The sequence below is a fragment of the Micromonospora sp. ATLC16 genome, assembly GCF_057196645.1.
In genome coordinates, this window is sequence record NZ_JBXUOW010000007.1 from 1 (window position 1) to 25,815 (window position 25,815).

Genomic DNA, 25,815 nt, shown 5'->3' on the forward strand with positions numbered 1-25,815 from the left:
GACCCGCCCCCCCCCCCCCCCCCCCCCCCCCCCCCCCCCCGCCCCCGCGCCGCCCCCCCCCCCCCGCCCCCCCCCGACTCAGCGGCTCGCGCCGGCGCGGCGCTTGTTGTAGACGTCGAAGGCCACGGCGACCAGCAGAACGAGGCCCTTGACCACCGACTGCAACGACTGGTCCACACCCATCAGCTGCATCCCGTTGCTCATCACCGCCATGATGAGCCCGCCCACCATCGCGCCGACGACCGTACCGACACCGCCGGTGACCGCCGCGCCGCCGATGAACGCGGCGGCGATCGCATCGAGCTCGAACATGTTGCCCGCCGCGGGCTGGGCGCCGTTGGATCGTGAGGAGAAGATGATGCCGGCCACCGCGGACAGGAAGCCCATGTTCACGAAGATCCAGAAGTTCACCGTGCGGACCTTGACGCCCGACAGCATCGCCGCGGACAGGTTGCCACCGATCGCGTAGACCTGACGTCCGAAGACGGTACGCCGGGTGAGCAGTCCGTAGACGAGCACCAGGGCGGCCAGGATGATCAGCACGATCGGCAGGCCACGCGCGTGGGCCAGTTGCCAGGCGAACCACATCACCACGGCGCCGACCAGCGCCATCCGCGCGACGAACAACGCGAAGGACTCGACGGGCTGCTGGTAGCGGACGCGGGCCGCCCGGGTACGGAAGCCACTCACCACGTAGCCGGCTACCGCGATGCCGCCGATGAGCAGGGTGAAGGCGTCGTAGCCGTCACCACCGATGAGTCCGTTGAGGAATCCGGCCGCGATCCGGTTGTACTCGGCCGGGAACGGCGACAGCGAGATGTTTTCCAGCACCCGCAGGGTGAGGCCGCGGAACAGCAACATGCCGGCGAGGGTCACGATGAAGGCCGGGATGCCGACGTAGGCCACCCAGAAGCCGTGCCAGGCGCCGACCGCGAGCCCCACCGCCAGGGCGGCCAGCACGCCGACCCACCACGGCTGTCCCTGCCGGATCACGACCACGGCGGAGACCGCGCCGGTCAGCGCCACCACCGAGCCGACCGAGAGATCGATGTGCCCGCCGATGATCACGATGACCATGCCGATGGCGAGCACCAGGATGTACGAATACTGGAGGACGATGTTGGTGATGTTGCCCGGGCTCAGCGAGAGACCGTCGGTCAGGAACGCGAACAGGGCCACGATGACGACGAGGGCGACGAAGATGCCGCTCTGCCGCAGATTGTTCATGATCAGCGTACGTGGGTCGCTGGTGCCGACGTGCAGTTCGGCGGCGGAAGCGCTCTCGGCCGACTTCCGATCGGTCGAGGAGGGCTTGGTGCTGGTCATCCGACGCTTTCCTTGTCCTTCGCCATGAGTTCCATGAGCTTTTCCTGGGTCGCCTCGGCGACCGGCACCTCGCCGGTGATGCGTCCGGCCGACAACGTGTAGATGCGGTCACACATGCCGAGCAACTCCGGCAGTTCGGAGGAGATCATGATGACGGCCTTACCGTCGGCCACCAACCGGTTGATGATCGTGTAGATCTCGAACTTCGCCCCGACGTCGATGCCTCGGGTCGGCTCGTCCAGGATCAGCACCTCCGGGTCGGTGAACAGCCACTTCGACAGCACGACCTTCTGCTGGTTGCCGCCGGAGAGTTTGCCCACGACCGACATGACGCTCGGTGCCTTGATGTTCATGTCGCGCCGACTGGACTCGGCGACCTTGATCTCCTCGTTGTCGTTCACCCAGCCCAGCCGGGCGAGCCGGCGCAGCCCGGCAGCCGAGATGTTGCGCCGGATGTCCTCGATGAGGTTCAAGCCGAAGCGCTTGCGGTCCTCCGTCGCGTACGCGATGCCGTTGCGGATGGCCTCCGCGACGGTACGCGCCCTTATCTCCCGGCCGTGCACGAACAGCCGGCCGGTGATGTCCCGCCCGTACGAGCGCCCGAAGACACTCATCGCCAGTTCGGTACGACCGGCGCCCATGAGTCCGGCGATCCCGACCACCTCACCGGCGCGCACGTCGAGGTTCGCGCCGTCGACGACCAGGCGGTCCTGGGTTGGGTGTCGCACCGACCAGTCCTCGATGCGCAGCACCTCCTCCCCCGGCGTGGAGACCCGGTCGGGGTAGAAGCTGTCGATGTCGCGGCCCACCATCCCCCGGATGATCCGCTCCTGGGTCACCTCGCCGGAGGCCATCTCGAGCCGCTCCACCGTCCGCCCGTCCCGCAGCACCGTGGTGGAGTCGGCGACGGCGGTGATCTCATTCAGCTTGTGCGAGATCATGATGCAGGTGATGCCCTCGTCACGCAGGCGTCGCATCAGGTCGAGCAGATGGGCCGAGTCGACGTCGTTGAGCGCGGCCGTCGGCTCGTCGAGGATGAGCAGCCGGACCTTCTTGGAGATGGCCTTGGCGATCTCCACCAGTTGCTGCTTGCCCACGCCGAGCTGCACCACCGGCGTCATCGGGTTCTCGGCCAGCCCGACCGAGGCGAGCAGTTTCGCCGCCTCGGCGTTGGTGCGGTTCCAGTCGATCAGCCCGCCGGGTCCACGCTGTTCGTTGCCCAGGTAGATGTTCTCGGCGATCGACAGGTAGGGCACCAGAGCGAGTTCCTGGTGGATGATGACGATGCCCCGCTGCTCGCTGTCGCGGATGCCGCGGAAGTGCACCGGTTTGCCATCGAGGAGGATCTCCCCGTCGTAGCTGCCGGAGGGGTAGACCCCGGAGAGCACCTTCATCAGGGTGGACTTGCCGGCGCCGTTCTCGCCGCAGATGGCGTGGATCTCCCCACGGCGTACGGCGAGTGTGACGTCCTGGAGCGCAGCCACGCCCGGGAAGGTCTTGGTGATGCGACGCATCTCGAGGATGTTGTCGTCCGTGTTCACCATCCTGAGCCTCCAGATCGTCGTGGGTTTCGAGGGTGGTGCCGGGCTCGGCCGCGGTTGCGCCGCCGAGCCCGGCGGCGCCGTCAGCCGGCCTGGCCGGCGGCGACCTCCTCGGCGGTGAAGTAGCCCGAGTCGATCAGAACCGGCTTGATGTCGTCCTTGTACACCGTCTGCACCGGCAGCAGGTACGACGGGACGACCTTGACACCGTTGTTGTACGTCTCGGTGTCGTTGGCCTCCGGCGTCTTGTCGGTCAGGAACGCCTCAGCGGCGATCACGGCCTGCTCGGCCAGCAGCCGGGTGTCCTTGAAGATGGTGGAATTCTGCACCCCGTCGTCGATCAGCTTCACCGAGGCGATCTCGGCGTCCTGGCCGGTCACCACCGGGAAGTCCGCACCCTTGTAGCCGGCGTTCTGCAGGGCGGTGATGATGCCCCGCGACAGGCCGTCGTACGGCGACAGCACGCCGTCGATCTTGGTGCCGCCGTTGTAGCTGGAGGTCAGCAGGTCCTCCATCCGCTTCTGCGCGGCCTCCTGCTGCCACCGCAGGATCGCCACCTGCTCGATGCTGGTCTGCCCGGAGGTCACCTTCAGGGTGCCGTCGTCGATGAACGGCTTCAGCGTGTCCATCGCGCCGTCGAAGAAGAAGTGGGCGTTGTTGTCGTCGAGCGACCCGGCGAACAGCTCGATGTTGAACGGGCCCTTCGCCTCACCCTTCGCGCCGTCCTTGGTCTGCACGCCGAGGCCGACCAGCAGGGCGGTCGCCTGGGCGACGCCGACCTTGTAGTTGTCGAAGCTGACGTAGAAGTCGACGTTCGGGCTGTCCCGGATGAGCCGGTCGTAAGCGATGACCGGGATGTCCGCGTCGGCTGCCGCCTGCAACTGCCCGCTCAGCGCCGTGCCGTCGATCGCCGCGACGATGAGCACGTCGGCACCCCGAGTGATCATCTGGTCGACCTGCTGGGACTGCGTGGGAATGTCGTCACCGGCGTACTGGAGATCGACCTGGTAGCCCTTGGCCTCGAGCTTCTCCTTGACGGAGTTGCCGTCCGCAATCCACCGCTCGGAGGTCTGGGTCGGCATCGAGACGCCGACCGTCAGGTCGCCGGGCTGGTCGCTGTCGTTTCCGCCGCTGCCGGCGCCCTCGCCGCTACAGGCCGCCATGCTCAGCGCCAGGACGGCGCTGCCGAGAGCGGCCAGGACTCTTCTGTTCACTGGCTTCCCCAATCTGGAACTCGCACCGTCGCACCGGCTGCGCGGGTCACACTTGGGGCAAGTGTTAGCGCTCACATTGCCTAGGTCAACACCTGTTCGGAAACACTGCGGTCACGGTCTCGTAACGAAGGCCCCACTCCTCCATCCGGCCGAGTTGTCGCACGTCAGGGCGGTGATCACCGGGTGCGACCAGGGCGTCGCGGGAGGCAACCGAGTGGCGCTCATCGACGTCAGAGAATACGGCAAGCCCGCGTCGGCGAAAAGCCCGCCCCGACGTTCCGGGCACACCTAGCGCAACCACCGGGACATCGACCACACCCGCACCAACAGCACCGCCACCGTCCGCGCCGACCGCCGGTCCGTACCCGGTTGGTTCGTCATCGCCGAGTTGCTGCACCACACCGAGTACGGCAACGAGGCGTCCACGCTGCCCGACCACCACGCGGCCTGCGGCCCGACGTACGACGGCCGGAGCATCCTGCGTGGCTGCTGGCCCGACGGAAGTGAGTGACGGGTGGCTGGCACCGCGCTGAGCGCACCGGGCCCGCCGGTCACGACGGGGATGTCGTTGCCGGCGAGCCCGGTCGGTTGCCGCCCGGAGGCGAGTCGGGAGACCCGCCCCCGACCATCAGCTGCCGATCGCGATGGCGAAGATGTGCATGGAGGGTACGTTGGCCGCCGGACGTGCGCTGATGTTCGGCAGCTCAACTCGGGCCACCGGCTTGTTCTGCAACGCCACCCCGACGTAGTAGACGCAGGCGACGGTGTTGTGCCGCTGGTTGCCGGGCCGGTTCTGGTACCCCGTCACGACGGCCGCGGTGCCACCGGTGTGTGGGCCGCCGTACCAGTCGGGGGTGCTGAGCGTGAACGTCTGCCGGGTACCGTCGGCGTACACCACCGCAGCGGTACCCGACACGGCCCCGTAGGTGCCGGTGGCGAGGAAGCCGAGCGTACGGCCGGTGCCGGTCAGACCGATCGACTGCCCGGAGGCGATGGCGTTGTCCGCACCGCCCGGTGCGACGTTGGGCCAGCGGAAGGTGACCCCGTTGTGGCTCAGCGTGCTGCCCGGCGTGACCCCGGCCTGGGCCAGGGCCTGCGCGGAGAGGGTGGCCCCGTTGCCGTCGAAGTTGCCGGCGCCGGTGTTGTCGTCGTTGGTGGTGCTGACGTTGGTGAAGCTCTGCTCCAGCGGCGGCGTGGTGGGCGTGCCGCCGGACCCGGTGGCCCGGTAGGTGCGCCCCGCCGCGACGCTGACCTCGATCAGGTCGCTCTCGACCTTCGTGGTCCGGGCGGGGGTGTCGTCGGCGGTGTCGACCACGGTGTGGTTACCGGTGAACATCCGGCCCCGCAGCCGGACGGTGCCGGCCCGGTCCGGCCGGACGAGGATCTCGGTGGCCTGGCCGTTGCTCCAGGTGATGCCGACGGTGTGACCGCCCCGACCGCGCAGGCCGCTGACCTGACCGCTGGGCCAGGCTGCCGGCAGGGCCGGCAGGATGTTCAGCTCGCCGACGTGGCTGTGCAGCAGCATCTCCGCGATGCCGGCGGTGGCGCCGAAGTTGCCGTCGATCTGGAACGGCGGGTGCAGGTCGAACATGTTCGGCGCGAGCCGGGCCGGGGTGGCGAGGAAGCGGATCAGGTCGTGGGCCCGGTTGCCTTCCTCCATCCGGGCCCAGAAGTTGATTTTCCAGGCGAGCGACCAACCGGTGCCGTCGTCACCCCGGATCTCCAGGGTGCGCCGGGCCGCCTCGAACAGCGCGGGGGTGCCACGGCGGGTGATCTGGTTGCTGGGAGCCAGTCCGTAGAGGTGCGAGATGTGGCGGTGGTTCCGCTCGGTCTCGATCCAGTCGTAGAGCCACTCCATGATGTTGCCGCGCGATCCGATGCGGTTCGGCGCGAGCCGGTCCCGGGTGGCCCGGACCTGCGCCCGGAAGGTGGCGTCGGTGTTGAGGATCTCGCTCGCCCGGGCGCACCCGTCGAACAGGTCGCGCAGGATCTGATTGTCCATGGTGGGCCCCGCGCACACGCTGGCGTCGGCGTGGTGACCGATCTCCGGGGAGTTCGACGGGTTGGTGACCAGGTAGCCGAGGCTCGGCTCGGTAACCAGCGTGTCGAGGAAGAACTGCGCCGCACCCTTCATCGCCGGGTAGTTCGCCCGGAGGAACTCGATGTCCCCGGTGAACAGGTAGTGGTCCCAGATCAGGGTGGCCAGCCAGGCCCCACCGGTCTGCCACATGCCCCAGAAGGCCCCGTCTACCACGGAGGTGGCTCGCCAGGCGTCGGTGTTGTGGTGGGTGACCCAGCCGCCCGCGCCGTACTGCACCTGCGCGGTGCGGGCCCCGGCCACCGCGAGTTCCCTGACCATGTCGAAGACCGGTGCGTGGCACTCGGACAGGTTCGTGGTGTTGGCCGGCCAGTAGTTCATCGGCAGGTTGGCGTTGATGGTGTACTTCGAGTCCCAGGCCGGCGTGAGGGAGTCGTTCCAGATGCCCTGGAGATTGGCCGGCTGGGTGCCCGGCCGGGAGGACGAGATCAGCAGGTACCTACCGAACTGGAACAGCAGCGCGGAGAACTGCGGATCGTTGACGTTGTTGTGCTGCGCGATCCGTACGTCGGTCGGTTGATCTGCGGCGGAGGTGCGACCCAGGTCGAGACTGACCCGCCCGAACAACGCCTGGTAGTCGGCGACGTGCCGAGCGCGCAGCTGGTCGTAGCTGCTGTCCCGCGCGGCGGTGAGGTGCCGCCGCGCGATGCCCTGGTAGTCGCCGCCGACGTTGCGGTAGTTGACGTAGCTGGAGCCGATCGAGACCAGCAGGGTCACGCTGGTGGCACCGGTGACCCGCAACGTGCCACCGGAACTGCTCACGGTGCCGCCGCTGACGGTGGCGTTGGCCAGCGCCAGGAAGCGCACCGCGCCATTGACACCCTCCTGGTTGCCGGAGACACCGTCCAGGGCGATGGTGGTGCCGTCCGGGCTGGAGACGGAGGTCCGCTGCGGACTGTCGAACGTGGCGGTGAAGGTGATCGAGCCGGCCCGGTCGGCGGTCAGCCGCATCGCGATGACCTGGTCCGGCGCGCTGGCGAACGTCTCGCGCTGGTACCGCACGCCGTTCATCACGTACGACACGCCGGTCGTCGCGGTGGTGAGGTCCAGTTGCCGCTCGTACTGCGACGCCCCGCCCGAGGTCGGGAAGGCCAGCCGAAGGTTGCCGACGGTCTGGTACGCCAACTGCCCGCCGGGGTTGCCGAGCATGTTCTGGTTGATCAGGTTCTGGGCCTGGGTCCACTGGTTGGCGAAGACCAGACGCCGGATCTCGGCCAACGCGCCCTGGCCACGGGGGTTGCTCGGGTCGTGCGGTCCGCCGGCCCAGACGGTGTCCTCGTTGAGCTGCAACCGCTCCGCGTCGACATTGCCGAAGACCATGGCGCCGAGCCGGCCGTTGCCGATCGGCAGCGCCCGCAGCCAGTCGGTGCCGGCGGCCTCGTCGTACCAGAGCGCCAGGTCACCGGCGGCCAACACCTGCGCCGGTGCCGTCGAGTCCGCTCGGGCCGTGGCGGTCCACGGCAGCGGCAGCAGGGCGCCACCGGCACCCGCCGCGCCGATCTTGAGAGCCTGCCGTCGAGTCAGGTCTGACATCGATCCTCCAACCGTGACCGATCCGGCCAGGCGAAGCCTCGCTGATCGCCGGCAGGCCCAGAACGGCTCATACGTCTGATGTGTTTCGCGAATGTTATCGCCAGGTCGCGCGATAGGCAACGGTCGATTTGTGCGGGCCCGGAGGCGCATGTCGTCCAGCGATCGAACAGACGCCGCTCTTATCAGGCGCTACGCGATCCTGGGCAAGGTGCTGTCGCACCCGCCGGGTCGCCCGGTCATACCGGATCGCACCACGAGCGAGAGAACCACTCAGACAATATTCATCAGATGTACCGGCCGACCGGACGAATCGGTGCCAACGGCCCGCCGCCCTCGCGCAGCGTCTGCTCGACACCGGGCCAGACCGCGGCGTGCAGCCGTAGGTAGGTGTCCCGGCGCTCCGGCCTGAGCCGGATCACCATGCCGTAGCGTCGCACGTCACACCCTCCGGTGAGGTCGGATCATCCTGGTCCCGGCAGCCGCACGGCGAGCGGCCAGCGTCGCCGGCAAACGTCCGATGTCTTTATAGTGGTGATGGTCGCCGGTGCCTGTCACGGGCACCGGGTTCAGGCCGGCGGCCGGCTGACCGGTCCGAAGGGGGCGTGCATGGCACTGACCGACGACGCGATCGCGAAGATCCGGAGCATGATCCAGAGCGGTGAGCTGCCCCCGGGGGCACGGTTGCCACCGGAGCCGCAGCTGGCCGCCCAGATGGGGCTCTCCCGAAGTGGCGTCCGGGAAGCGGTCAAGGTGCTCGAATCGGCTCGGGTGCTCGACGTGCGGCGCGGCGACGGAACGTACGTGACAAGCCTCGCCCCCCGGCTGTTGCTGCAAGGGCTCGGCGTCGCGGTGGAGTTGCTGCGCGACGACACCCTCCTGGAGGTCATGGAGGTACGCCGGATGCTGGAGCCGATGGCGACCGGCCTGGCGGCGTTGCGGATGACCGACGCCGATCTCGACGAACTGGGTCGGATCCTGGAGGACATGCGGGCGGCGGCCGATGACGCCGAGAAGCTCGTCCAGTTCGACACCGCCTTCCACCACACCGTCACCGCCACCACCGGCAACGAGACCCTCACCTCGCTGCTGGACGGGCTCTCCGGTCGTACGCTGCGGGCCCGGGTGTGGCGCGGACTGATAGAGGGCAACGCGGCGCACCAGACCATCGAGGAGCACCACACGATCTACCTCGCGCTGCGCGCGCGTGACCAGTTGCTGGCACAGGCCAGCGCCCTGCTGCACGTCAACACCTCGGAGGCGTGGCTGCGTACGGTGCTGGCCACGAAGGCGGCGGACGGGTAGGCGCCCGCGCGGAGCCCGTGTCGGCCCGGGCGCGGTCCTCGACGGCAGGGCCACCGCCAGTGCCCGGCGACCCCTCGGAGAGCCCGATCGGAGCAGGCACGCCGACCAAGCCGAGCCAGACATCAGATGGCCCGCGCCGAACGGCGGCCTGGCCGATGAACTCGGCAACCCCATCGGGACGGCAGCGACCCCGCCGGCACCAGTACGGTGCCAGGCGCCCCGGCCGCAACAGTGATCATGCCGTCGGCGCTCCCGCCATCATCGGTGCGTCCGCCCACGCGGGGCCGCCCGGGAAGCGGTACCGCGCCAGCGAGTCGGGCAGGATCCGGGCGCTCATGCCGGGCGCGTCGGGCGCGAGGTACCGTCCGCCACTGACACGTACCGGATCGGCGAAGTGCTCGTGCAGGTGGTCGACGTACTCGATGGCGCGGTTCTCGGTGGTGCCGCTCAGCGCGACGAAATCGAACATGGCCAGGTGCTGCACCAGTTCGCACAGCCCCACTCCCCCGGCGTGTGGGCAGACCGGCACCCCGAACTTCGCGGCGAGCAGCAGGATCGCCAGGTTCTCGTTGACCCCGGCGACGCGACAGGCGTCGATCTGCACCACGTCGACGGCGTCGGCCTGAAGCAACTGCTTGAACATGACCGCGTTGTGCACGTGCTCGCCGGTGGCCACCTTGACCGGGGCGAGAGCCTTGCGGACGGCACCGTGCCCGAGCACGTCGTCCGGCGACGTCGGTTCCTCGATCCAGTACGGGTCGAACTCGGCCAACTCCCGCATCCAACGGATCGCCTCGGGCACACCCCAGATCTGGTTCGCGTCGACCGCGATCCGGATGTCCGGGCCGACGGCCCGTCGCGCGATGCCCATCCGGCGTACGTCGTCGGTCAGGTTCCCGCCCACCTTGAGCTTGATCAGCCGGTAGCCGGCCTCGACCGCCTCCCGGCAGAGCCGGGCCAGCTTCTCGTCGTCGTAGCCCAGCCAGCCGGGGGTGGTGGTGTACGCCGGGTAGCCCTCGGCCCGCAGCCTCCGCTCGCGCTCGGCCCGCCCGCCCTCGGCGGCCCGCAGCAACGCCTCCGCCTCGTCCTCGGTGAGGGCGTCACGCAGGTAGCGGAAGTCGACCTGGGCGACCAACTGCTCCGGAGTCAGGTCGGCGAGCAGCTTCCACAGTGGCTTTTCCGCCCGCCGGGCCGCGAGGTCCCACACCGCGTTGACCAGGCCGCCGGCGGCCATGTGCACGACCCCCTTCTCCGGACCGAGCCAGCGGATCTGGCTGTCGCCGACGAGCCGGCGGGCCAGCGCCCCCGGATCGGCGACCAGCTCGTCGACCGGCTGGCCGACCACCATCGGAGCGAGTGCCTGCACCGCCGCGACCTGGAGGTCGGTGCCCCGGCCCACGGTGAAGACCAGCCCGTGTCCCTCGGCATCGGCCGAGGTCCGCAGCACCACGTACGCGGCGGAGTAGTCGGGGAACGGGTTCATCGCGTCCGACCCGTCGCGATGCCGGGAGGTGGGGAACCGTACGTCGATGGTCTCTACGGACGAGATGCGCTCACTCACCAGTAACTCCTGAGGGATCGAGCAGGTGGGCATGGTTGCCTGCCTCGCGAAGCGCTGACCGAGCTGGGCCGTAAGGAACTCGGGCCCGGCACACGGGCGGGCCGTCTCTCACGTCTGTGCCTTGCCTCCGGTGATGCGGGAGACCACCAGCGCCACCAGGATGACGGTGCCGTTGAGGAAGTTGGTCCACTGTGCCGGCACGCCGGCCAGAGTCAACACATTTATGATCATGAACAGCAGCAGGACGCCGGTGAAGGCGCCGAAGACGCTGCCCTTACCGCCGTTGAGGCTGACGCCACCGATCACCGCCGCCGCGAAGACCTGAAAGATGGCGCCGCTGCCCTGGGCCGACGGCACCGCCGCAAGCCGCCCGCTGATCAGCAGACCGGCGAGCGCCGCGAGCACACTGGCCACGATGAGCGCCAACCAGAGCACCCGGTCGGTGCGGATACCCGCCGCCCGGGCCGCGTCGGCGTTGCCGCCGATCGCGTACAACGCCCGACCCGCCCGGGTGTAGCCGAGAACGACGATCCCGGCGGCGAACAGCAGCAGCGACAGCCAGATCGAGGCCGGCACGCCGACCCAGGTTGCGGAGCCGAGATAGGTCATCGACTCGGGCAGCATGAAGAAGGTCTGGCCACCGGAGATGCCGGTGAGCAGGCCACGCAGGACGATCAGCATGCCCAGCGTGACCACGAAGCCGTTGAGGCCGAAGCGGACGATGAGCAGCCCGTTGAAGGCGCCGACGAGGGCGCCGACGAGCAGCACGACCGGGACGGCCGAGGCATCCGGTAGCACGTCGAGACCGAGACCCCGGGTCAACGCGGGATCGACCACCAGCCAGGCGGCGATGCCCGGTGCGAGGCCGAAGGTGGACTCCAGCGACAGGTCCATCTTGCCGGTGATCAGCACGATGGTCTGGGCGAGGACCACGATGGCGATCTCCGACATGCTCTGCAGCACGTTGATGATGTTGTCGGTGCTGAGGAAGACCGGGCTCACGACGGACCCGACGATCGCGACCGCGATGATCGCCGGCACCAGCGCCAGGTCCCGCAGCCGGGCGATGGCCAGGCTCCGCGATGAGGCAGCCCGGGGTGGCGGTGGCGGCGTGGCGGCCGGCCGCGCGGTGGTGGAGAGCGTCTCAGACATGGTGGAGATCCACCCCTTCCATGGCGGCTACCAGCTCGTTGTCGCTCCAGCCGTGGGCCATCTCGCGGACCACCCGGCCCTGGAACATCACCAGAACGCGATCACAGATCCGTAGGTCGTCGGGTTCGTCGGAGGCGACCAGCACGCTGGTACCGCGGCGGCGTACCTCCTCGACCACACCGAGCAGGGTCTGCTTGGAGCGCACGTCCACCCCGGCGGTCGGTGTGATCAGCACCAGCAGTTTCGGATCGCTGGCCAGCGCCCGACCCATGACCACCTTCTGCTGGTTGCCCCCGGACAGCTCGGATACCGGCACCTGCGGCCCAGCGGCCTTGATCGCCAGGTCGGCGATGCTGTCCCGGGCAACGGCGTCACGCCGGGCCGGTGAGATGATGCCCCGTCGACCGATCCGGTCCGGCACCGTCATGGTGACGTTCTCGGCGATGGACAGCAGCGGCACCAGCCCCTCGCGGTGCCGGTCCTGCGGCACCAGCCCGACCCCCGCGTCGAGGGCGTCGGGCACGCTGCCGGGCCGCAGCGCACGCCCGTCGACGACGACCGTCCCGCCCGCCGGCCGGGCCAGGCCGACGATCGCCTCGGCCACCTCGACCTTGCCGCTGCCACCGCCACCCGCTATGCCGACCACCTCGCCCGCCCGGGCCTCCAGGGACAGCTCGGCACCGGAGGTGGTGACCAGGTCGCGTACGGCGAGCAGCACCGGCGCGTCGGCGAGCAGCGGCCGGTGGTCGGCCTCGGGCATGGTCACGTCCTCGCCGGTCATCGCGGCCACCAATGCGGGCCGGCTCAACTGCGCCACCGGAGCGGTGACGATGTGCCGGGCGTCGCGGAAGACCGTCACCTGGTCGCAGATCTCGTAGATCTCCTGAAGGTGGTGGCTGATGAACAGGAAGGTCACGCCCTGCGCCCGCAGCTGCCGAATCCGGGTGAACAGCCGATTGATGCCAGCACCGTCGAGCTGCGCGGTTGGCTCGTCGAGGATGATGAACCGGGCACCGAAGGAGAGCGCCCGGGCGATCTCGACGAACTGCCGCTGCTCGACGGAGAGCGTCGACGCGGGCTGGCGTACGTCGACTTCCACCGACCAGTCGGCCAGCAACTGCTCGGCCGCGCGGCGCAGCCGCGACCAGCGGATCAACCCGGCCCGGTCGCGGGCGTGCCGGTTGAGGAAGAGGTTCTCCGCCACGGTGAGGCTGCCGATGATTGTGGACTTCTGGTAGACGCAGGCCACCCGCCTGCGCCAGGCGTCGCGGTCACCGAGGGGCGGTGCCGGACGCCCGTCGAAGGCCACCGCGCCGTCGTCCGCGGCTTGCAGACCGGTGAGAATGCCGACCAGTGTGGATTTGCCGGCGCCGTTGCGCCCGACCAGGGCGTGGGTCTCGCCACGGCGGACCACGATCCCGGCGTCGGCCAGCGCCACCGTCGACCCGAACCGTTTGGTGATGTGCACGGCCTCCACGACGGGCTGGTCGGCATCGCCCAGCCCGTCGGTCGGCCCACTCGGGGTGACGCTCATGCGTTGTTGCCCCACAGCGACTGGTCGTCGAACTTCAGGGTGGGCTCCCCCTCGATCGGCGCACCGTCAAGCGTCACCAGCGGCGCCGGCAACTGATCCTCCAGCAGGCCGTCGCGCACCTGGATGATGTTGCTGCCGTGCTCGGTCGGGCCGGGCTGGAACGTCTTACCCTCGATCGCCGCCTGCACGTACTCCAGCCCGTACTTGGCGTAGAGGTCGGCCGGCTGGCTGACCGTGGCGTCGATCAGCCCTTCGCCGATGTTCCTCAACTCCTCGGGAATGCCGTCGTTGGAGACCACGAAGACGTGCTTCGGATCGCTCGGCGGCACCTGGAGACCGCGCTGCTTGAGGATCTGAAGGGTGCCGGACAGGGCGAAGGAGGCCTGCATGTAGATGCCCTTGATGTCCGGGTCCGACGCGAACCGGGTCTGTAGCTTCGACGCCGCCACGTCGGCCTTCCAGTCGGTGGCCTCACCGAAGACGGTGATCTCGGGGAACTGCTGCTGCATGCACTCGTTGAACGCCTCGGTACGATCCCGACCGTTGATCGAGTCGAGGCCGCCCTGGAGCATCACGACCTTGCCCCTGCCGCCGAGCTTGGTGCCGAGGAACTGGCACGCCTTGATGCCGTAGGCGCGGTTGTCGGCGCGGACGACCATGAACACGTTGCCGGTGTCCGGCCGGGTGTCGATGGTGACCACCGGGATCTTCTTGCTGTCCAGCTGGGACAGGGTCGGCGCGATGGCGGCGGTGTCCTGCGGCGCCATCACCACACCCTTGACACCCTGGCTGATGAAGGTCTGGGTGTTCGAGATCAGGTTGGCGATGTCGTTCTGCGAGTTCGTCGTCTTGATCTCGACGCCCAACTCGTCGGCGAACTGCGGGACGTACTTGATGTAGGAGTTCCAGAAGTCCGTGTCGGAGCGGGGGTAGTCGACCCCGACGACCTGCGAGCCGCCCGATCCGGTCCCGTCGGCCGCGCCGTCACCGCAGCCGGCCGCGAAGGTGGCCGACGCGCCGAGCAGCAACGTCAGCCCCACGCTCGTCAGTGCCTTGCTTTTCATGGTCGTTCCTCCATATCCGGGGCGTCACGTCGAGCGCGAGTGTCGCGACCGGGTCGGGCCGCGACGGCACACTCGTCGGACGTGATGTGCGAAGGGGTTCATGTGGGGGCGATGGTCCGCCGCAGAGAACCGGGTACGGGACATGGCGATCCCTCCAAGACACGGTGGCGGGTGGTGGAGTTCACGTGACTCAGACATCAGACGTTAGGGCTTCCAGACATGTGACGTCAACGCCCGAGATCGCGTTAACCCACCACGAGCCGTGACAACTGTTCGGCACAGACATCAGATCGATTGCGCCGGCGGCCTGTCAGCACGGTGACCCGCCGCCTCAGTGACTCGCGGGCGGCCGACCGGCCCGGCGCGCGACAGCCACCGAGCGGCTCTCGGCTGCCGATGTTGGCTATCACATCTGCGCAATGATGGCCACTCTTCCGGGTGCGGAGGCGCTAGCTGGGAACGCTAACATCGATGTCGCTGAGATTGCTAGCTTGTTGCGGACGCGATCAGGAGAAACTGAGCCGTCGGTGGCACCACGGTCGCGCCCCGAATTGTCGGTCCTGCCTGGCACATTGGTCGGCCTGCGACGCGAACCGATTGGAGCAGCCGATGAGCCGCCACATCCAGGTCACCTTCGACGCCCACGATCCGACGGCGCTGTCCACGTTCTGGCGGGACGCGTTGGGCTACGTGCATCCCGGTCCGCCTGGAGTCGACCTCCCCGACGGTGCCGACGCGCTGGCCGCATGGGACGACTTCCTCGCCCGGATCGGCGTACCGCCGGAGCAGCGCAACTCCAGGTCGGCCATCGAGGACCCGGAGGGGCTCGGCCCGCGACTGTTCTTCCAGCAGGTGCCGGAGGACAAGGTCGTGAAGAACCGGGTGCACCTCGACGTACGGGCCGCGCCCGGGCTCACCGGCGCGGAACGGATGGCAGCGTTGCAGTCCGAGTGCGATCGGCTGGTCGCATTGGGCGCCAGGCAGCTGCGCCGGGTCGAGCCCGCGCCGCCACTCGAGGCCGGCTTCATCGTGCTGACCGACCCCGAGGGCAACGAGTTCTGCCTCGACTGATTCGGCGGATCGACGCTCCCGGCCCTACGCCGGCTCTCGCTGCTGCGCGATGAGCGCCAGCAGACCGGCGTGCGTATCCGCGTCGGCCGCCGCGACAAGCCCGCCCAGGCCGCTGTGCCACGGCCGACCGTCGATGCCGGTCACCACGCAGCCGGCCGCCTCGCAGAGCGCGATGCCGGCCGCGGAGTGCACGTTGTCGCGCAGTCGGCCGTCCGTGACGTACGCGGCGCGCCGACCGGCCGCGACCCAGGCCAACGCCAACGTGGTCGACACCACCCGTGGCCGAAACCGCTCGACGAAACCCTCCTGGGCCAGCAGCCGGACCGCCCGGAACAACCGCTCGTTCGGAAAGGGCGGGTCGAGGTTGACGTCCACCAGCCCGGAGTCGGCCGACGGCGTCATTTGTCGGTCAACGCCCGAATGCCGCACCCGGACGCCGGTGCCGTCGGTCCAGAAGACCTCCTGCGTGAACGGGTCCACGGCGGCCGCCACCACAACCTCCGCGTCGACCCGCAGGGCCACGTTCACCGAGACCAGCGTGGTGTGTACGGCGAAGTTCAGCGTCCCGCACAGCGGATCGACGAGCCAGATGCGCCCGTTCCCGTCTGAGCCGCTGCGTCCACTCTCCTCGGCCAGCACGGCGTCGTCGGGTCGCGCGGACCGCAGCACGCCGAGGATGGCCTGCTCAGCCTCGATGTCGGCAGTGGTCGCGAAGTCCCCACCCGACTTCGCGAAATGGTCCACGGATGTCCCGTAGTGCGAGCGCACGACCTCGGCACCGGCCTGCGCCGCTCGGATCGCGAGATCAGCATCGACAAGCGACATCCGCTCACCGTACGTCGATCCCGGTCGCGGGTGTGCCCCGGCTCTGTCGAGCGGCTTCGCCGGGGCCACCGCGTCGGTCAGCTGTCGCCCAGGCAGTCCCGGACCGCTGCGGAGAGCAGGTTGGCCCGCTCGTCGTCGAAGCCGCCCATCTGGTTGACCACGTAGCCGAAGCCGACCTGGTGAGCGTCGTCGCCGAAGGCCAGGTGCCCACCCGCGCCGTCGTGGCCGAAGCTGCGTACGCCGAGCATCGGGCGGGGCACCGAGTGCACCAGGAAGCCGGTGCCCCAGCGGTGTCCCGCGTCGGGCAACCCGTAGACCTGTTGCCCGCTGACCCGAACCGTGACCGCGTCGTCGACGGACGCGGGGCTGAGCAGCCGCGCGGCACGCACCTCGGAGACGCAGGCGGCGTAGAGGCGGGCCAGGCTCTCGGCCGTGCTCACCGCGCCCGCGCCGGGGATCTGGGCCGCCTGTATGGCCGGGTCGTTGAAGCTGACCAGACCGTTCTCGTCGGCGGGGAAGGCGAAGGCACCGCCCATGGTGATGCCCCGCTCGGCGACCGGGTCGCCGGCCGGGACGGGTTCGCCGATCGGTGCCAGCATCCAGGCGACCGCGTCGCGTTCGGCGGCCGGCAGTCCGATCCAGGTACGCAGACCGAGCGGCCCGCCGAGGACGCGGGAGAAGTAGGCGCCGGGCAGCTCGCCGGTGATCCGCCGGATCACCTCGCCGATCAGCCAGCCGTAGGTGATCGCGTGGTAGCTGTGCGCGGTGCCCGGCTTCCACAAGGGAGTCTGCGCCTCGATCGCCTTGATCACCGGCTCCCAGGCCAGCACCTCCTCGCGGGTGAAGTGCTTGTCCAGCGCCGGCAGGCCGGACTGGTGGGTGAGCAGCCAGCGGACCGGGATCTCCGCCTTGCCGTGCTGGCCGAACTCCGGCCAGTAGCGGGTGACCGGCGCGTCGAGGTCCAGCCGCCCCTCCTGCACCAGCAGGTACGCACAGATCGCCATGATCCCCTTGGTGCAGGAGAAGACGACGGCGGGCGTGTCCGCGGTCCAGGGACGTCCCGACCGGGCGTCGGCCAGCCCACCGTGCAGGTCGACGACCTTGCGGCCGCGCAGGTAGACGGCGACCGCGGCGCCCACCTCCTGCCGGTAAGTGAAGTTGTCCCGAAAAACGTCGGCGACCCGGCCGAAGCCGTCGTCGACGTCACCGTGGATCTGGGTGTCGCTCAACCCGCCATCCCTTCACGGGGCCCTGCAGCAGGGCCTTGATGAACTGTCGCTGGAAGATCAGGAACACGATCAGGGTAGGCGTGAGGATGAGCAACGAGCCAGCGCAGAGCAGCACCAGATCGGTTCCCACTGCCCTGGAAGGCACCGAGGGCACCCACCAGGTGTTGCTGCCGGCCGCCCTGCCAGGCTGGACCACACCGTCGGTGACCACGGACGCGACTCGACGCATCATGATGGGTCGACGGCGGTGTCGGGACGGACCGCCGTGATCGGAGGACGCAATGGGTCGTGAGAGAGCGACACTGGCCGACGTGGCGCGACGGGCCGGCCTGTCCAAGACCGCCGCGTCGATGGTGCTCAACGGTCGCGAGGGCACCCGGCTCTCCGCCGAGGCGCACCAGCGGGTCTTCGCGGCCGCCGAGGAACTCGGCTACCGGCCCAACGTGGCCGCCCGTAGCCTGCGGACCCGCAAGACCGCCACCATCGCGTTCGTCTCCGACATCGTCGCCACCACCCGCTTCGCCGGTGGCCTCATCCGCGGCGCGCTGGACGCTGCCCGCGAGCGCGACCACGTCCTGCTGATCACCGAGACCCAGGGTGATGCGACGTTCGAGCGCTACGCCATCGAGGCGATCCTCGACCGCCAGGTCGACGGCGTGATCTATGCGGCCATGACGACCCGCCGCCTGGCGGTGCCGCCGGCCATCCTCGGCGGCTCGGTGGTGCTGCTCAACGCGACCAGTCCGGAGTCGTTGCCCTGCGTGCTGCCCGACGACGAGGAAGCCGCCGCGATGGTCGCCGGCACGCTGCTCGCCAACGGCCACCGGGACCGGATCGCCCTGATCGGCCGCAACCGACAGAAGGAACGCGACCCGGAGATATCCCTGGCGGCCGACGCGCGGCTTCGCGGTATCCGGGGCATTCTCGCCGCCGCCGGTGTCTCGCTGCTCGCCGAGGAGTTCTGCCCGGAGTGGCTGCCGGAGCACGGCTACGCCGCCATACGTACGCTACTGGACCGCCCGACCCGACCCAGTGCCGTGATCTGCATGAACGACCGGCTCGCCTTCGGTGCCTACCAGGCGCTCGGCGATGCCGGTCTCGGCATTCCCGGCGACCTTTCGGTGATCTCCTTCGACGACGACCCGATCGCCGCGTGGCTGCGGCCGGGACTGTCCACCGCGGCCCTGCCGCACGAACAGATGGGCCGCCGCGCGGTGGAGGTGCTGCTCGACGGTGGCGACGGTGCCGCGTCGCTCGTCCCGATGCCGCTGTGCCGCCGGCGGTCCGTAGCCGCGCCCGCCGGCTGAACCCGGGCCGTCCCCTGCCGGCACGGGCCCTACTCTTCACCGCCGAGGTGCGGGCCGTGTTCCGGCCGCTGCGGCAACCCTGACCCGCCCAACGCCGGCGGGCACCGGGGTCACGCCGACCGCATGGCGCGCACGGCCTCCTTGGCGAACAGGCACGCCGCCCGGTGGTCGGGATCGACCTCGGCCAGTACCGGATCGGTCTCGGCGCACTCCGGTCGTGCCTGCGGGCAGCGGGTGCGGAATCGGCAGCCACCCGGCGGGTCCACCGGGCTGGGAATGTCACCGCTGAGGATGATCCGGCGGCGGTCCCGCTCGACCTGCGGGTCGGCGACCGGCACCGCGGACAGCAGCGCGGCGGTGTACGGGTGGGCCGGGTCGCGCCAGATCTGCGCCGGGGTGCCGCTCTCCACGATCCGCCCCAGATACATCACCGCCATCCGGTCGCTCATGTGCTCCACCGCGGCCAGGTCGTGGGCGATGAAGAGGTAGGTCAGGCCCAGGTCCCGTTGCAGCCGGCGGAGCAGGTTCATGATCTGCGCCTGCACGCTCAGGTCGAGCGAGGCGATCGGCTCGTCCAGCACGATCAGATCCGGTTCGCCGGCCAGGGCACGGGCGATGCCGACCCGCTGCCGTTGCCCGCCGGAGAGTTCGTGTGGATGCCGGTCGGCCAGGTCGCCGCGCAATCCGACCATGTCGAGCAGTTCGTCGACCCGGCGGCGACGGGCGGCGCCGCCGTCGGTGAGCCGGTGCACGACAAGTGGCTCGGCGATGCTCGCCCCGATGGTGAGCCGGGGATCCAGGGACGCCTGCGGGTCCTGGAACACCATGGCCACCCGGCGACGCAGCGCCCGCAGTCGTCGCCGGGACCACCGGGTGACGTCCTGGCCGCCCACCCGGACCGTGCCGGAGGTGGGATCCACCAGCCGGAGCAGGGCCAGCCCGGTGGTGGACTTGCCGCTGCCGGACTCGCCGACCAGCCCCAACGTCTCCCCCCGCCGTACCCGCAACGACACGCCGTCGACGGCGCGCACGACACCGGCCGGTGTCGGGAACCACACCGCCAGATCGTCGAGTTCGGCCACCACCTCGCCCGGTTCCCGCTGCTTCGGCACCCCACCGTGCGCCGTACCGTCGGCCGGCACGACCACGCCGAGCTGATGATCCGCTCGCTGCCGCTCGCTCATCGGCGCTCCCCGTCGCTCGACTGCGGATAGAAGGTGCGGACCTGGTGCCCGGCCGAGACCGGTACCAGCGGCGGCAGTTCGTGCTCGCAGCGGGCGTCACCCCGCACCGGGCAGCGGGGCCAGAATGCGCAGCCCGCCGGCAGGTCCAACGGGCTGGGCGGCGCACCGGCGATGGTGACCAGTTCCGCGCTGCCGGCCGCCGGATCCGGGCGGGCGGCCAGCAGTGCCGCTGTGTACGGGTGCGACGGCGTGCCGAACACGGCGTCGACCGGCCCCTGTTCGAGGATCCGGCCGGCGTACATGACCGCCACGGTGTCGGCGATGCCGGCGACCACACCCAGGTCGTGGGTGATCCAGACGACCGCGGTGCCGAGGCGTCGTTGCAGGTCGGCGACCAGCTCGACGATCTGCGCCTGGGTGGTGACGTCGAGGGCAGTGGTCGGCTCGTCGGCGATCAGCAGGTCCGGCTCGCAGGCCAACGCCATGGCGATCACCACCCGCTGGCGCATGCCGCCGGAGAACTGGTGCGGGTACGCGTCCACCCGCTGCCCCGCTGACGGGATGCCGACCATCTCCAGCAGCTCGACGGCGCGGGACCGGGCGGCCCGCCGGGTCAGCCCGAGATGCTCCTCGGCGGCCTCGGTGACCTGCCGGCCGACGGTGAGCACCGGGTTGAGCGAGGTCATCGGATCCTGGAAGACGAACCCGATGTGCCGCCCACGCAGTCGCCGCCGACGTTCCTCGGTCAGCCCGGTGAGTTCCGTGTCGTGCAGGTGCACCCGCCCGGTCACCCGCGCGGTGCGGGGGGCCAGCCCGGTGGCGGCGAGCACGCTCATGCTCTTGCCGCTGCCGGACTCGCCGACCAGCGCCAGGGTCTCCCCCGGCCGCACCGCCCAGTCGACCCCGGCGACCGCGTGGGCCGGTCCACGCCGGGTGCCGATGGTGACGGTCAGGTCCTCGACGGCCAGTACCGGCTTCATGCGGTGCTCCTCCTGGCTTCGCTGACGGTGAGCTGGCGGGGATCCAGCACGTCCCGCAGCGCGTCACCGACCAGGTTGAAGGCCAGGACGGTGAGGAAGATCGCCGCACCGGGGAAGAAGCCCAGCCACCAGGCGTCGGTGACGAACCCACGCCCGTCGAACAGCATCCGGCCCCAGGCCGGATCGGGTGGCTGGACACCGAGGCCGAGGAAGGACAGCGCCGCCTCGGAGAGAATCGCGAAGGCCAGGGAGAGCGACGTCTGCACGATCAGCGGTGCCGCGATGTTCGGCAGCACGTGCCGCCGCATGATCCGCAGGTCGGACGCGCCAACCGAGACGGCGGCCCGGACGAAGACCTGTTCCCGCACCGAGAGCACGCCGGCCCGGGTCACCCGGGCGAAGATCGGCGTGTAGACCACGCCGATCGCCACCATCGCGGTGACCAGTCCCGGGCCGAGCACCGCCACGATCGCCACCGCCAGCAGCAGCACCGGGAACGCGAACAGCACGTCCATGCAGCGCATCAGCACATTGTCGAGCCAGCCCCGGTAGTAGCCGGCGAACAGACCGAGGGTCGCACCCACCACCAGTGCGATGCCGACGCTGACCAGGCCGACCTGCAACGACACCCGGGCGGCGACCATGACCCGGCTGAGCACGTCACGGCCCAACTCGTCGGTGCCGAACGGGTGTGCCCAACTCGGCGACTGAAGCATCTGGTCGACGTTCACCTCGTTGATCCCCGACGGCGCCAGCCAGGAGCCCCCCACGCCGACCACGACCAGCACCACCAACACCAGGCTGCCGGTCAGGGCGAGCGGATCGCGCCGCAGCGCGGCGAGCACCCGGCGCAACTGCCCCTCATGGTTGATCGTCTGCTCGCTCATTTGACCGTGATCCTCGGGTCGAGACGGGCATAGAGGATGTCGACCAACAGGTTGACCAGGAGGAACAGCGCCGCGACCAGCAGCACCGCCCCTTGCAGCACCGGATAGTCCCGGGCCGCGACGGCGTCGTAGGTGAGCCGCCCGATGCCGGGCCAGGCGAACAGCACCTCGATCACGATCACCCCGCCGAGCAGGCTGGCCAACTGCACCGCCACCACGGTCACCACCGGAATGAGGGCGTTGCGCAGCACGTGCCGCAACACCACCACCCGGGTACGCAGTCCCTTAGCCGCGGCGGTGCGCACGTAGTCCTCGGAGAGCACCTCCAGCATGGACGAACGGATGAACCGGGTGAGGATAGAGGCGGTCACCAGGCCGACCGTGGCGGCGGGCAACGCCACGTGGGACGCCCAGCGCCCCGGATCCTCGGTGAGCGCGACGTACCCCGACGGCGGCAGCCACCCGAGCACCCCGGAGAAGAGCAGGATGCCCATGATTCCCATCCAGAAATCCGGCACCGAGACACCGAACTGGCTGAACACCCGGGCCGCATGGTCGACAAGCGAGCCGCTGCGGACGGCCGAGACGATCCCCAGGGGGAAGGCGACCGCCATGGCGAACACCACCGCGGTGACCGCCAGCGACAGGGTCGCCGGCAGCCGCTCCAGCACGATCGCGGTGACCGGCCGTCCACTGCGGAAGCTCACCCCGAGGTCGCCGGTCAGTGCCCGCCGCAGGTAGTCGAAATACTGCACCACGAGTGGCTGGTCCAGCCCCGCCCGGGCCCGCAGCGCCTCGTAGGTCTGCGGGTCGAAACGGGTGCCGAGGGCGACCCGGACCGGGTCACCCGGCACCAGTTGGAGCAGCAGGAACACCACGAGGGTCACGCCGAGCAGCACGACTGCCGACTGCAACAGCCGACGGATGACGAAGCGGGCCACCTGATATCCCCCGCCGGGTCACCGGGCGAGAGCCACGTCGCGGAACCGGATCGCCCGGTCCGTGCGTACCTCGTAGCCGCTGACCTGCTTGGACCAGCCCTGTGCCACATCGGGGTTGTAGAGGTAGATGTAGCTGGCGTCGTCGACGATCTGCTTGGCCACCTGCTCGTACTGCTGCTTGCGGGCGGCCTGGTCGGTCTCGGTCCGGGCCTGGTCGAGCAGCCGGTCGACGTTCGGGTTGGCGTACTTGTGGAAGTTGAACGTGCCGTCGCTGTGGTGCTGGGCGTAGTAGAACTCGTCGGGGTCGATGTTGCCCAGCCAGCCGAGCATGAACGCGTCGAACTTGCCGGCGCCCTGCTCGTCGAGCCACTGCGCGAAGTCCAGCGTACGAATCTCGACAGTGATCCCGACGGCCTTCAGTTGCGAGGCGATGACCTGGGCGGCGGTGACCGTCTCCGGGTACTCGCTGGTGGCCATGAGGTCCATGGTCAGACCGCTCACCCCGGCCTGGTCGAGCAGTTGCTTGGCCTGGTTGACGTCGTGGGTGTACGGCGCGTACTCGTAGTAGAAGGCGCTGTTCTGCGGGATCGCCGTCTGGTTGACCGTGGCCAGCCCGAACTTGGCCGCCTTGGTGATCGCCTCACGGTCCAGCGCGAAGGCGATGGCCCGGCGGACGTTGACGTCGTCGTACGGCTTGCGGCCCTGGTTGAGCGCGAGGTACCAGTAGTCGGTCGACGGCACCGACTGCACCGTCGGGTCGTCCCCGTCGAGCAGCCCCGGCACCTGCTGCGGTGGCAGGTTGTCGGTCCAGTGCACCTCACCGCCGCGCAGGTTCTGCAGGGCGACGGTGGGGTCGCTGACGAAGGTGAACCGGACGCCGTCCAGCTTGGGCTTCTCACCCCAGTAGTTGTCATTGCGGACCAGCCGGATGCTGTCGCCGGAGCTGTAGTTCTCCACGGCGAACGGTCCACTGCCGACCGGCTTGGTGGTGATCTCACCGGATTCCACGTTGGCCTTCTGGACGATCGCCACGCCCTTGAAGCCACCGAGGTTGGCCAGCAGGTTCGGGGTCGGCGCGTTGAGGGTCACCACCACGGTCTTCGGGTCGGTGGCCTCGATCGACTTCACGGTGCCGAACTTGTAGGCGTTGTTCAGCTTCTCGTCGATGATCCGGTTGTAGGAGTACACGACGTCCTCGGCGGTCAGCGGCGTACCGTCGGAGAACTTCACTCCCTCGCGGAGGGTGAACGTCCAGGTCAGCTGATCCTCGCTGGTGGTCCACTCGGTGGCCACGGAGGGCTTCATCTCCAGGTTGGCGTCCGGCTCGACGAGCGTGTCGAAGACGTTCTCCAGCACCTGGAAGCTGTAGTAAGCGGAGGTCTTGTGTGGATCGAGCTGGTCGGGCTCGCCGCCGATCGCGGCGTCGAGCACGCCGCCGGCGCCCGCCGTGTCGTTGCCGTCGACGTCGACGCCCTCGCCCCCACTGCATCCCGCCACGGCGGCGAGCATCAGGACGATCGTCGCGCCGGCCAACCTGAATCTGGTCCTGGACATGGTCCTCCCCCTGGATTCTTCCGCGGCAATCGAAAGATTTTGCGAGTCTGATCCCCTGACCGATCGATGTCAACACAAAACGTGGCAAATTGCCCTGGTCGCCGCCTCCCCGCTCGCTCACGCTAACCGCAAACCCGCCGGCCGGCAGGGCACGGACCGGCGGGCGGGCACGTTCGCCGTCAAGCTGTGACCCGGGCGATCAGCACCAGCAGTAGTAGTACGGAACACCCATGGGACGTACCCCATCAGGTGGGTACGACAGCACCGGCGCTACGGACAGTTGTTGCTGATCAGCCGCAGCGTGTACTCGGCGTCGTCCTGGGTGATGCCCGACGGGGCGCCGTCGAAGTAGGTCTCCACCTTCTGCCAACCGCGCCGCTGCTCGTAGTGCAGGTGCGGGGCACCGGAGTTGCCGGTGCTGCCGATCCGACCGATCTGCTGGCCCTGCGCGACCTCCTGGCCGACCTGCACCAGCGGTGGCTCCAGCAGGTGCAGGTACTGGGTCTCCCACCGGCCACCGTGGTCGATCTTCACCCAGTAGCCACCGCCACGACCCCGAGGGCCGTCCGGATCGTCCGGAGTACGACCACCCAGCGATCCGTTGATCCCGGCCACGGTGACGGTGCCCTCGTACGAGGCCAGCACCGGTTGTCCCCACGGGTCGCCGGAGAGCGGGAAGAAGTCCACGTCGTAGTCGCCGTGCCCCGGGTAGGTGCCGACCTGCCAGGTCTCACCGCAGGCGACCGGCATCTGGAACAGCGGGCGGGGCCCGGGCGGGCGCAGCACGATCACGGCCGCCACGGCCAGGGCGATCACGACACCGAGGCTGAACAGGAGCCCGAGCCGGGTCCGGCGGGCGCGGCGGTGGGAACGGGGGTGGCCGGTCGTCACGGCCCAGAGCATGTCAGAGACCGGCAACCCCCGTCGCTCCCCGTCAGGCCGGCACCGCCGGCACGGCGGGACCGCTCGGCGCCGGCACCGGAACCGGAAGCACCACCACCGGACAGGTCGCCTTGCGTACGCACTCCTCGCTGACCGAGCCGAGCACGGTGTGCCGTAGCCGGCCGTGCCCGTGGCTGCCCAGCACCAGCAGGTCGGCGCGACGGGCGGCGGCGGTGAGCACGTCGGCCGGCCGGCCCTCGACGACCTCGGCGGAGACCGGCGCCGCCGACGTGCCCCGAGTGATCTCGCCGATCTGCCGGGCCAGCAGGGCGGTGGCCCGCTTCTCCTCCTCGATCGGGTTGGGAGCGACCATGGCGCCACCGTCCAGGCCGTCCCACCGCCAGGCGGTCACCGCCTGCACGGTGCCGTTGCGCTCGGCCGCCTCACCGACCGCCCACCGCAGGGCACGCCGCCCACCGTCCGAACCATCGACGCCTACGACAATCAGATACGTCATCGTTCTCACTCCTCTCCGTCCTGCTTCCAGTGCAGCGCCCGGTCGTGGAGCGGACCAGCGGCCGGAGCCCCCTCCGGACGGGTCGGACGGCCCTGGGCGGGGCAGGACCTGCG

General features: G+C 69.6%; 23 protein-coding genes. 4 read left to right on the top strand and 19 right to left on the bottom strand.

What is annotated here, in order from left to right; all coding sequences use genetic code 11:
- Positions 1 to 78 precede the first annotated feature (78 nt).
- The 6 genes from mmsB to AC2CHE_RS04890 form a co-directional block, all read right to left on the bottom strand.
- A complete protein-coding gene (mmsB, locus tag AC2CHE_RS04865; protein ID WP_484503676.1) occupies positions 79 to 1,326 on the bottom strand; it encodes a multiple monosaccharide ABC transporter permease in 1,248 nt (415 codons plus the stop codon).
- Entirely contained in the window at positions 1,323 to 2,870 is a 1,548-nt protein-coding gene (gene mmsA / locus AC2CHE_RS04870; RefSeq protein ID WP_484503677.1) for a multiple monosaccharide ABC transporter ATP-binding protein, read from the bottom strand. The genes mmsB and mmsA overlap by 4 nt, the downstream gene beginning before the upstream one ends.
- Positions 2,871 to 2,950: 80 nt before the next feature.
- Positions 2,951 to 4,081 carry a multiple monosaccharide ABC transporter substrate-binding protein gene (gene chvE, locus AC2CHE_RS04875; protein WP_484503678.1) on the bottom strand — a complete coding sequence of 377 codons (1,131 nt, stop codon included), beginning with the start codon at positions 4,079 to 4,081 and terminating at the stop codon, positions 2,951 to 2,953.
- A gap of 288 nt (positions 4,082 to 4,369) precedes the next feature.
- Positions 4,370 to 4,558, bottom strand: a complete 189-nt coding sequence (locus AC2CHE_RS04880) for a hypothetical protein (protein ID WP_484503679.1) — start codon at positions 4,556 to 4,558, stop codon at positions 4,370 to 4,372.
- A gap of 151 nt (positions 4,559 to 4,709) precedes the next feature.
- Positions 4,710 to 7,712 (bottom strand): glycoside hydrolase family 95 protein, encoded by a 3,003-nt coding sequence (locus AC2CHE_RS04885; protein WP_484503680.1) that lies wholly within the window; start codon positions 7,710 to 7,712, stop codon positions 4,710 to 4,712.
- 284 nt (positions 7,713 to 7,996) lie between these two features.
- Positions 7,997 to 8,149: an L-rhamnose mutarotase gene (locus AC2CHE_RS04890; RefSeq protein WP_484503681.1), complete on the bottom strand. Its 153-nt coding sequence runs from the start codon at positions 8,147 to 8,149 to the stop codon at positions 7,997 to 7,999.
- Between the two features lie 169 nt (positions 8,150 to 8,318).
- Between AC2CHE_RS04890 and AC2CHE_RS04895 the strand changes: the two genes are divergently transcribed.
- Positions 8,319 to 9,014, top strand: coding sequence for a FadR/GntR family transcriptional regulator (locus tag AC2CHE_RS04895; RefSeq protein ID WP_484503682.1), 696 nt, complete (start codon positions 8,319 to 8,321; stop codon positions 9,012 to 9,014).
- A gap of 235 nt (positions 9,015 to 9,249) precedes the next feature.
- On the opposite strand, the gene AC2CHE_RS04900 is transcribed toward AC2CHE_RS04895, so the two are convergent.
- The 4 genes from AC2CHE_RS04900 to AC2CHE_RS04915 all read right to left on the bottom strand — a co-directional run bounded on the left by AC2CHE_RS04900 (position 9,250) and on the right by AC2CHE_RS04915 (position 14,325).
- A complete protein-coding gene (locus tag AC2CHE_RS04900; RefSeq protein WP_484503683.1) occupies positions 9,250 to 10,608 on the bottom strand; it encodes an enolase C-terminal domain-like protein in 1,359 nt (452 codons plus the stop codon).
- Positions 10,609 to 10,683: 75 nt separating this feature from the next.
- Positions 10,684 to 11,727 carry an ABC transporter permease gene (locus AC2CHE_RS04905; protein WP_484503684.1) on the bottom strand — a complete coding sequence of 348 codons (1,044 nt, stop codon included), beginning with the start codon at positions 11,725 to 11,727 and terminating at the stop codon, positions 10,684 to 10,686.
- A complete protein-coding gene (locus tag AC2CHE_RS04910; RefSeq protein ID WP_484503685.1) occupies positions 11,720 to 13,261 on the bottom strand; it encodes a sugar ABC transporter ATP-binding protein in 1,542 nt (513 codons plus the stop codon). The genes AC2CHE_RS04905 and AC2CHE_RS04910 overlap by 8 nt, the downstream gene beginning before the upstream one ends.
- On the bottom strand, positions 13,258 to 14,325 hold the full coding sequence (locus AC2CHE_RS04915; RefSeq protein ID WP_484503686.1) for a sugar ABC transporter substrate-binding protein: 1,068 nt from the start codon (positions 14,323 to 14,325) through the stop codon (positions 13,258 to 13,260). Before AC2CHE_RS04915 ends, AC2CHE_RS04910 begins: the two co-directional genes overlap by 4 nt.
- Positions 14,326 to 14,934: 609 nt before the next feature.
- Here AC2CHE_RS04915 and AC2CHE_RS04920 point away from each other — a divergent pair.
- Complete coding sequence (locus AC2CHE_RS04920) at positions 14,935 to 15,396, top strand: VOC family protein (RefSeq protein WP_484503687.1); 462 nt, start codon at positions 14,935 to 14,937, stop codon at positions 15,394 to 15,396.
- 24 nt (positions 15,397 to 15,420) lie between these two features.
- Here the strand turns inward: AC2CHE_RS04920 and AC2CHE_RS04925 are convergent, their stop codons facing one another.
- Both AC2CHE_RS04925 and AC2CHE_RS04930 read right to left on the bottom strand, forming a co-directional pair.
- Positions 15,421 to 16,221: an inositol monophosphatase family protein gene (locus tag AC2CHE_RS04925; RefSeq protein ID WP_484503688.1), complete on the bottom strand. Its 801-nt coding sequence runs from the start codon at positions 16,219 to 16,221 to the stop codon at positions 15,421 to 15,423.
- Positions 16,222 to 16,298: 77 nt separating this feature from the next.
- A complete protein-coding gene (locus tag AC2CHE_RS04930; RefSeq protein ID WP_484503689.1) occupies positions 16,299 to 17,450 on the bottom strand; it encodes a serine hydrolase domain-containing protein in 1,152 nt (383 codons plus the stop codon).
- An 86-nt stretch (positions 17,451 to 17,536) separates the two neighbouring features.
- On the opposite strand from AC2CHE_RS04930, the gene AC2CHE_RS04935 reads away from it, so the two are divergent.
- Both AC2CHE_RS04935 and AC2CHE_RS04940 read left to right on the top strand, forming a co-directional pair.
- A complete protein-coding gene (locus AC2CHE_RS04935; RefSeq protein ID WP_484503690.1) occupies positions 17,537 to 17,719 on the top strand; it encodes a hypothetical protein in 183 nt (60 codons plus the stop codon).
- Between the two features lie 12 nt (positions 17,720 to 17,731).
- Positions 17,732 to 18,757 carry a LacI family DNA-binding transcriptional regulator gene (locus tag AC2CHE_RS04940; RefSeq protein ID WP_484503691.1) on the top strand — a complete coding sequence of 342 codons (1,026 nt, stop codon included), beginning with the start codon at positions 17,732 to 17,734 and terminating at the stop codon, positions 18,755 to 18,757.
- Between the two features lie 110 nt (positions 18,758 to 18,867).
- Here AC2CHE_RS04940 and AC2CHE_RS04945 read toward each other — a convergent pair whose 3' ends face one another.
- The 7 genes from AC2CHE_RS04945 to AC2CHE_RS04975 form a co-directional block, all read right to left on the bottom strand.
- Positions 18,868 to 19,941 (bottom strand): ABC transporter ATP-binding protein, encoded by a 1,074-nt coding sequence (locus tag AC2CHE_RS04945; protein WP_484503692.1) that lies wholly within the window; start codon positions 19,939 to 19,941, stop codon positions 18,868 to 18,870.
- Positions 19,938 to 20,921 carry an ABC transporter ATP-binding protein gene (locus AC2CHE_RS04950; protein WP_484503693.1) on the bottom strand — a complete coding sequence of 328 codons (984 nt, stop codon included), beginning with the start codon at positions 20,919 to 20,921 and terminating at the stop codon, positions 19,938 to 19,940. The genes AC2CHE_RS04945 and AC2CHE_RS04950 overlap by 4 nt, the downstream gene beginning before the upstream one ends.
- The gene (locus AC2CHE_RS04955; RefSeq protein WP_484503694.1) at positions 20,918 to 21,808 is read right to left on the bottom strand and encodes an ABC transporter permease; all 891 of its coding nucleotides are present in this window, start codon (positions 21,806 to 21,808) and stop codon (positions 20,918 to 20,920) included. Before AC2CHE_RS04955 ends, AC2CHE_RS04950 begins: the two co-directional genes overlap by 4 nt.
- On the bottom strand, positions 21,805 to 22,749 hold the full coding sequence (locus AC2CHE_RS04960; protein WP_484503695.1) for an ABC transporter permease: 945 nt from the start codon (positions 22,747 to 22,749) through the stop codon (positions 21,805 to 21,807). Before AC2CHE_RS04960 ends, AC2CHE_RS04955 begins: the two co-directional genes overlap by 4 nt.
- Positions 22,750 to 22,767: 18 nt before the next feature.
- Positions 22,768 to 24,303, bottom strand: a complete 1,536-nt coding sequence (locus AC2CHE_RS04965) for an ABC transporter substrate-binding protein (protein WP_484503696.1) — start codon at positions 24,301 to 24,303, stop codon at positions 22,768 to 22,770.
- Between the two features lie 270 nt (positions 24,304 to 24,573).
- Positions 24,574 to 25,194 (bottom strand): M23 family metallopeptidase, encoded by a 621-nt coding sequence (locus tag AC2CHE_RS04970; protein WP_484503697.1) that lies wholly within the window; start codon positions 25,192 to 25,194, stop codon positions 24,574 to 24,576.
- A 43-nt stretch (positions 25,195 to 25,237) separates the two neighbouring features.
- The gene (locus tag AC2CHE_RS04975; RefSeq protein WP_484503698.1) at positions 25,238 to 25,702 is read right to left on the bottom strand and encodes a universal stress protein; all 465 of its coding nucleotides are present in this window, start codon (positions 25,700 to 25,702) and stop codon (positions 25,238 to 25,240) included.
- Positions 25,703 to 25,815: the final 113 nt, after the last annotated feature.

Coding starts and splice junctions, on each gene's coding strand:
- mmsB (WP_484503676.1), bottom strand. CDS start 1,326: ATGACCAGCACCAAGCCCTCCTCGACCGATCGGAAGTCGGCCGAGAGC.
- mmsA (WP_484503677.1), bottom strand. CDS start 2,870: ATGGTGAACACGGACGACAACATCCTCGAGATGCGTCGCATCACCAAG.
- AC2CHE_RS04880 (WP_484503679.1), bottom strand. CDS start 4,558: ATGCTCCGGCCGTCGTACGTCGGGCCGCAGGCCGCGTGGTGGTCGGGC.
- AC2CHE_RS04885 (WP_484503680.1), bottom strand. CDS start 7,712: ATGTCAGACCTGACTCGACGGCAGGCTCTCAAGATCGGCGCGGCGGGT.
- AC2CHE_RS04895 (WP_484503682.1), top strand. CDS start 8,319: ATGGCACTGACCGACGACGCGATCGCGAAGATCCGGAGCATGATCCAG.
- AC2CHE_RS04900 (WP_484503683.1), bottom strand. CDS start 10,608: ATGCCCACCTGCTCGATCCCTCAGGAGTTACTGGTGAGTGAGCGCATC.
- AC2CHE_RS04905 (WP_484503684.1), bottom strand. CDS start 11,727: ATGTCTGAGACGCTCTCCACCACCGCGCGGCCGGCCGCCACGCCGCCA.
- AC2CHE_RS04910 (WP_484503685.1), bottom strand. CDS start 13,261: ATGAGCGTCACCCCGAGTGGGCCGACCGACGGGCTGGGCGATGCCGAC.
- AC2CHE_RS04915 (WP_484503686.1), bottom strand. CDS start 14,325: ATGAAAAGCAAGGCACTGACGAGCGTGGGGCTGACGTTGCTGCTCGGC.
- AC2CHE_RS04920 (WP_484503687.1), top strand. CDS start 14,935: ATGAGCCGCCACATCCAGGTCACCTTCGACGCCCACGATCCGACGGCG.
- AC2CHE_RS04925 (WP_484503688.1), bottom strand. CDS start 16,221: ATGTCGCTTGTCGATGCTGATCTCGCGATCCGAGCGGCGCAGGCCGGT.
- AC2CHE_RS04935 (WP_484503690.1), top strand. CDS start 17,537: ATGAGCAACGAGCCAGCGCAGAGCAGCACCAGATCGGTTCCCACTGCC.
- AC2CHE_RS04940 (WP_484503691.1), top strand. CDS start 17,732: ATGGGTCGTGAGAGAGCGACACTGGCCGACGTGGCGCGACGGGCCGGC.
- AC2CHE_RS04945 (WP_484503692.1), bottom strand. CDS start 19,941: ATGAGCGAGCGGCAGCGAGCGGATCATCAGCTCGGCGTGGTCGTGCCG.
- AC2CHE_RS04950 (WP_484503693.1), bottom strand. CDS start 20,921: ATGAAGCCGGTACTGGCCGTCGAGGACCTGACCGTCACCATCGGCACC.
- AC2CHE_RS04955 (WP_484503694.1), bottom strand. CDS start 21,808: ATGAGCGAGCAGACGATCAACCATGAGGGGCAGTTGCGCCGGGTGCTC.
- AC2CHE_RS04965 (WP_484503696.1), bottom strand. CDS start 24,303: ATGTCCAGGACCAGATTCAGGTTGGCCGGCGCGACGATCGTCCTGATG.
- AC2CHE_RS04975 (WP_484503698.1), bottom strand. CDS start 25,702: ATGACGTATCTGATTGTCGTAGGCGTCGATGGTTCGGACGGTGGGCGG.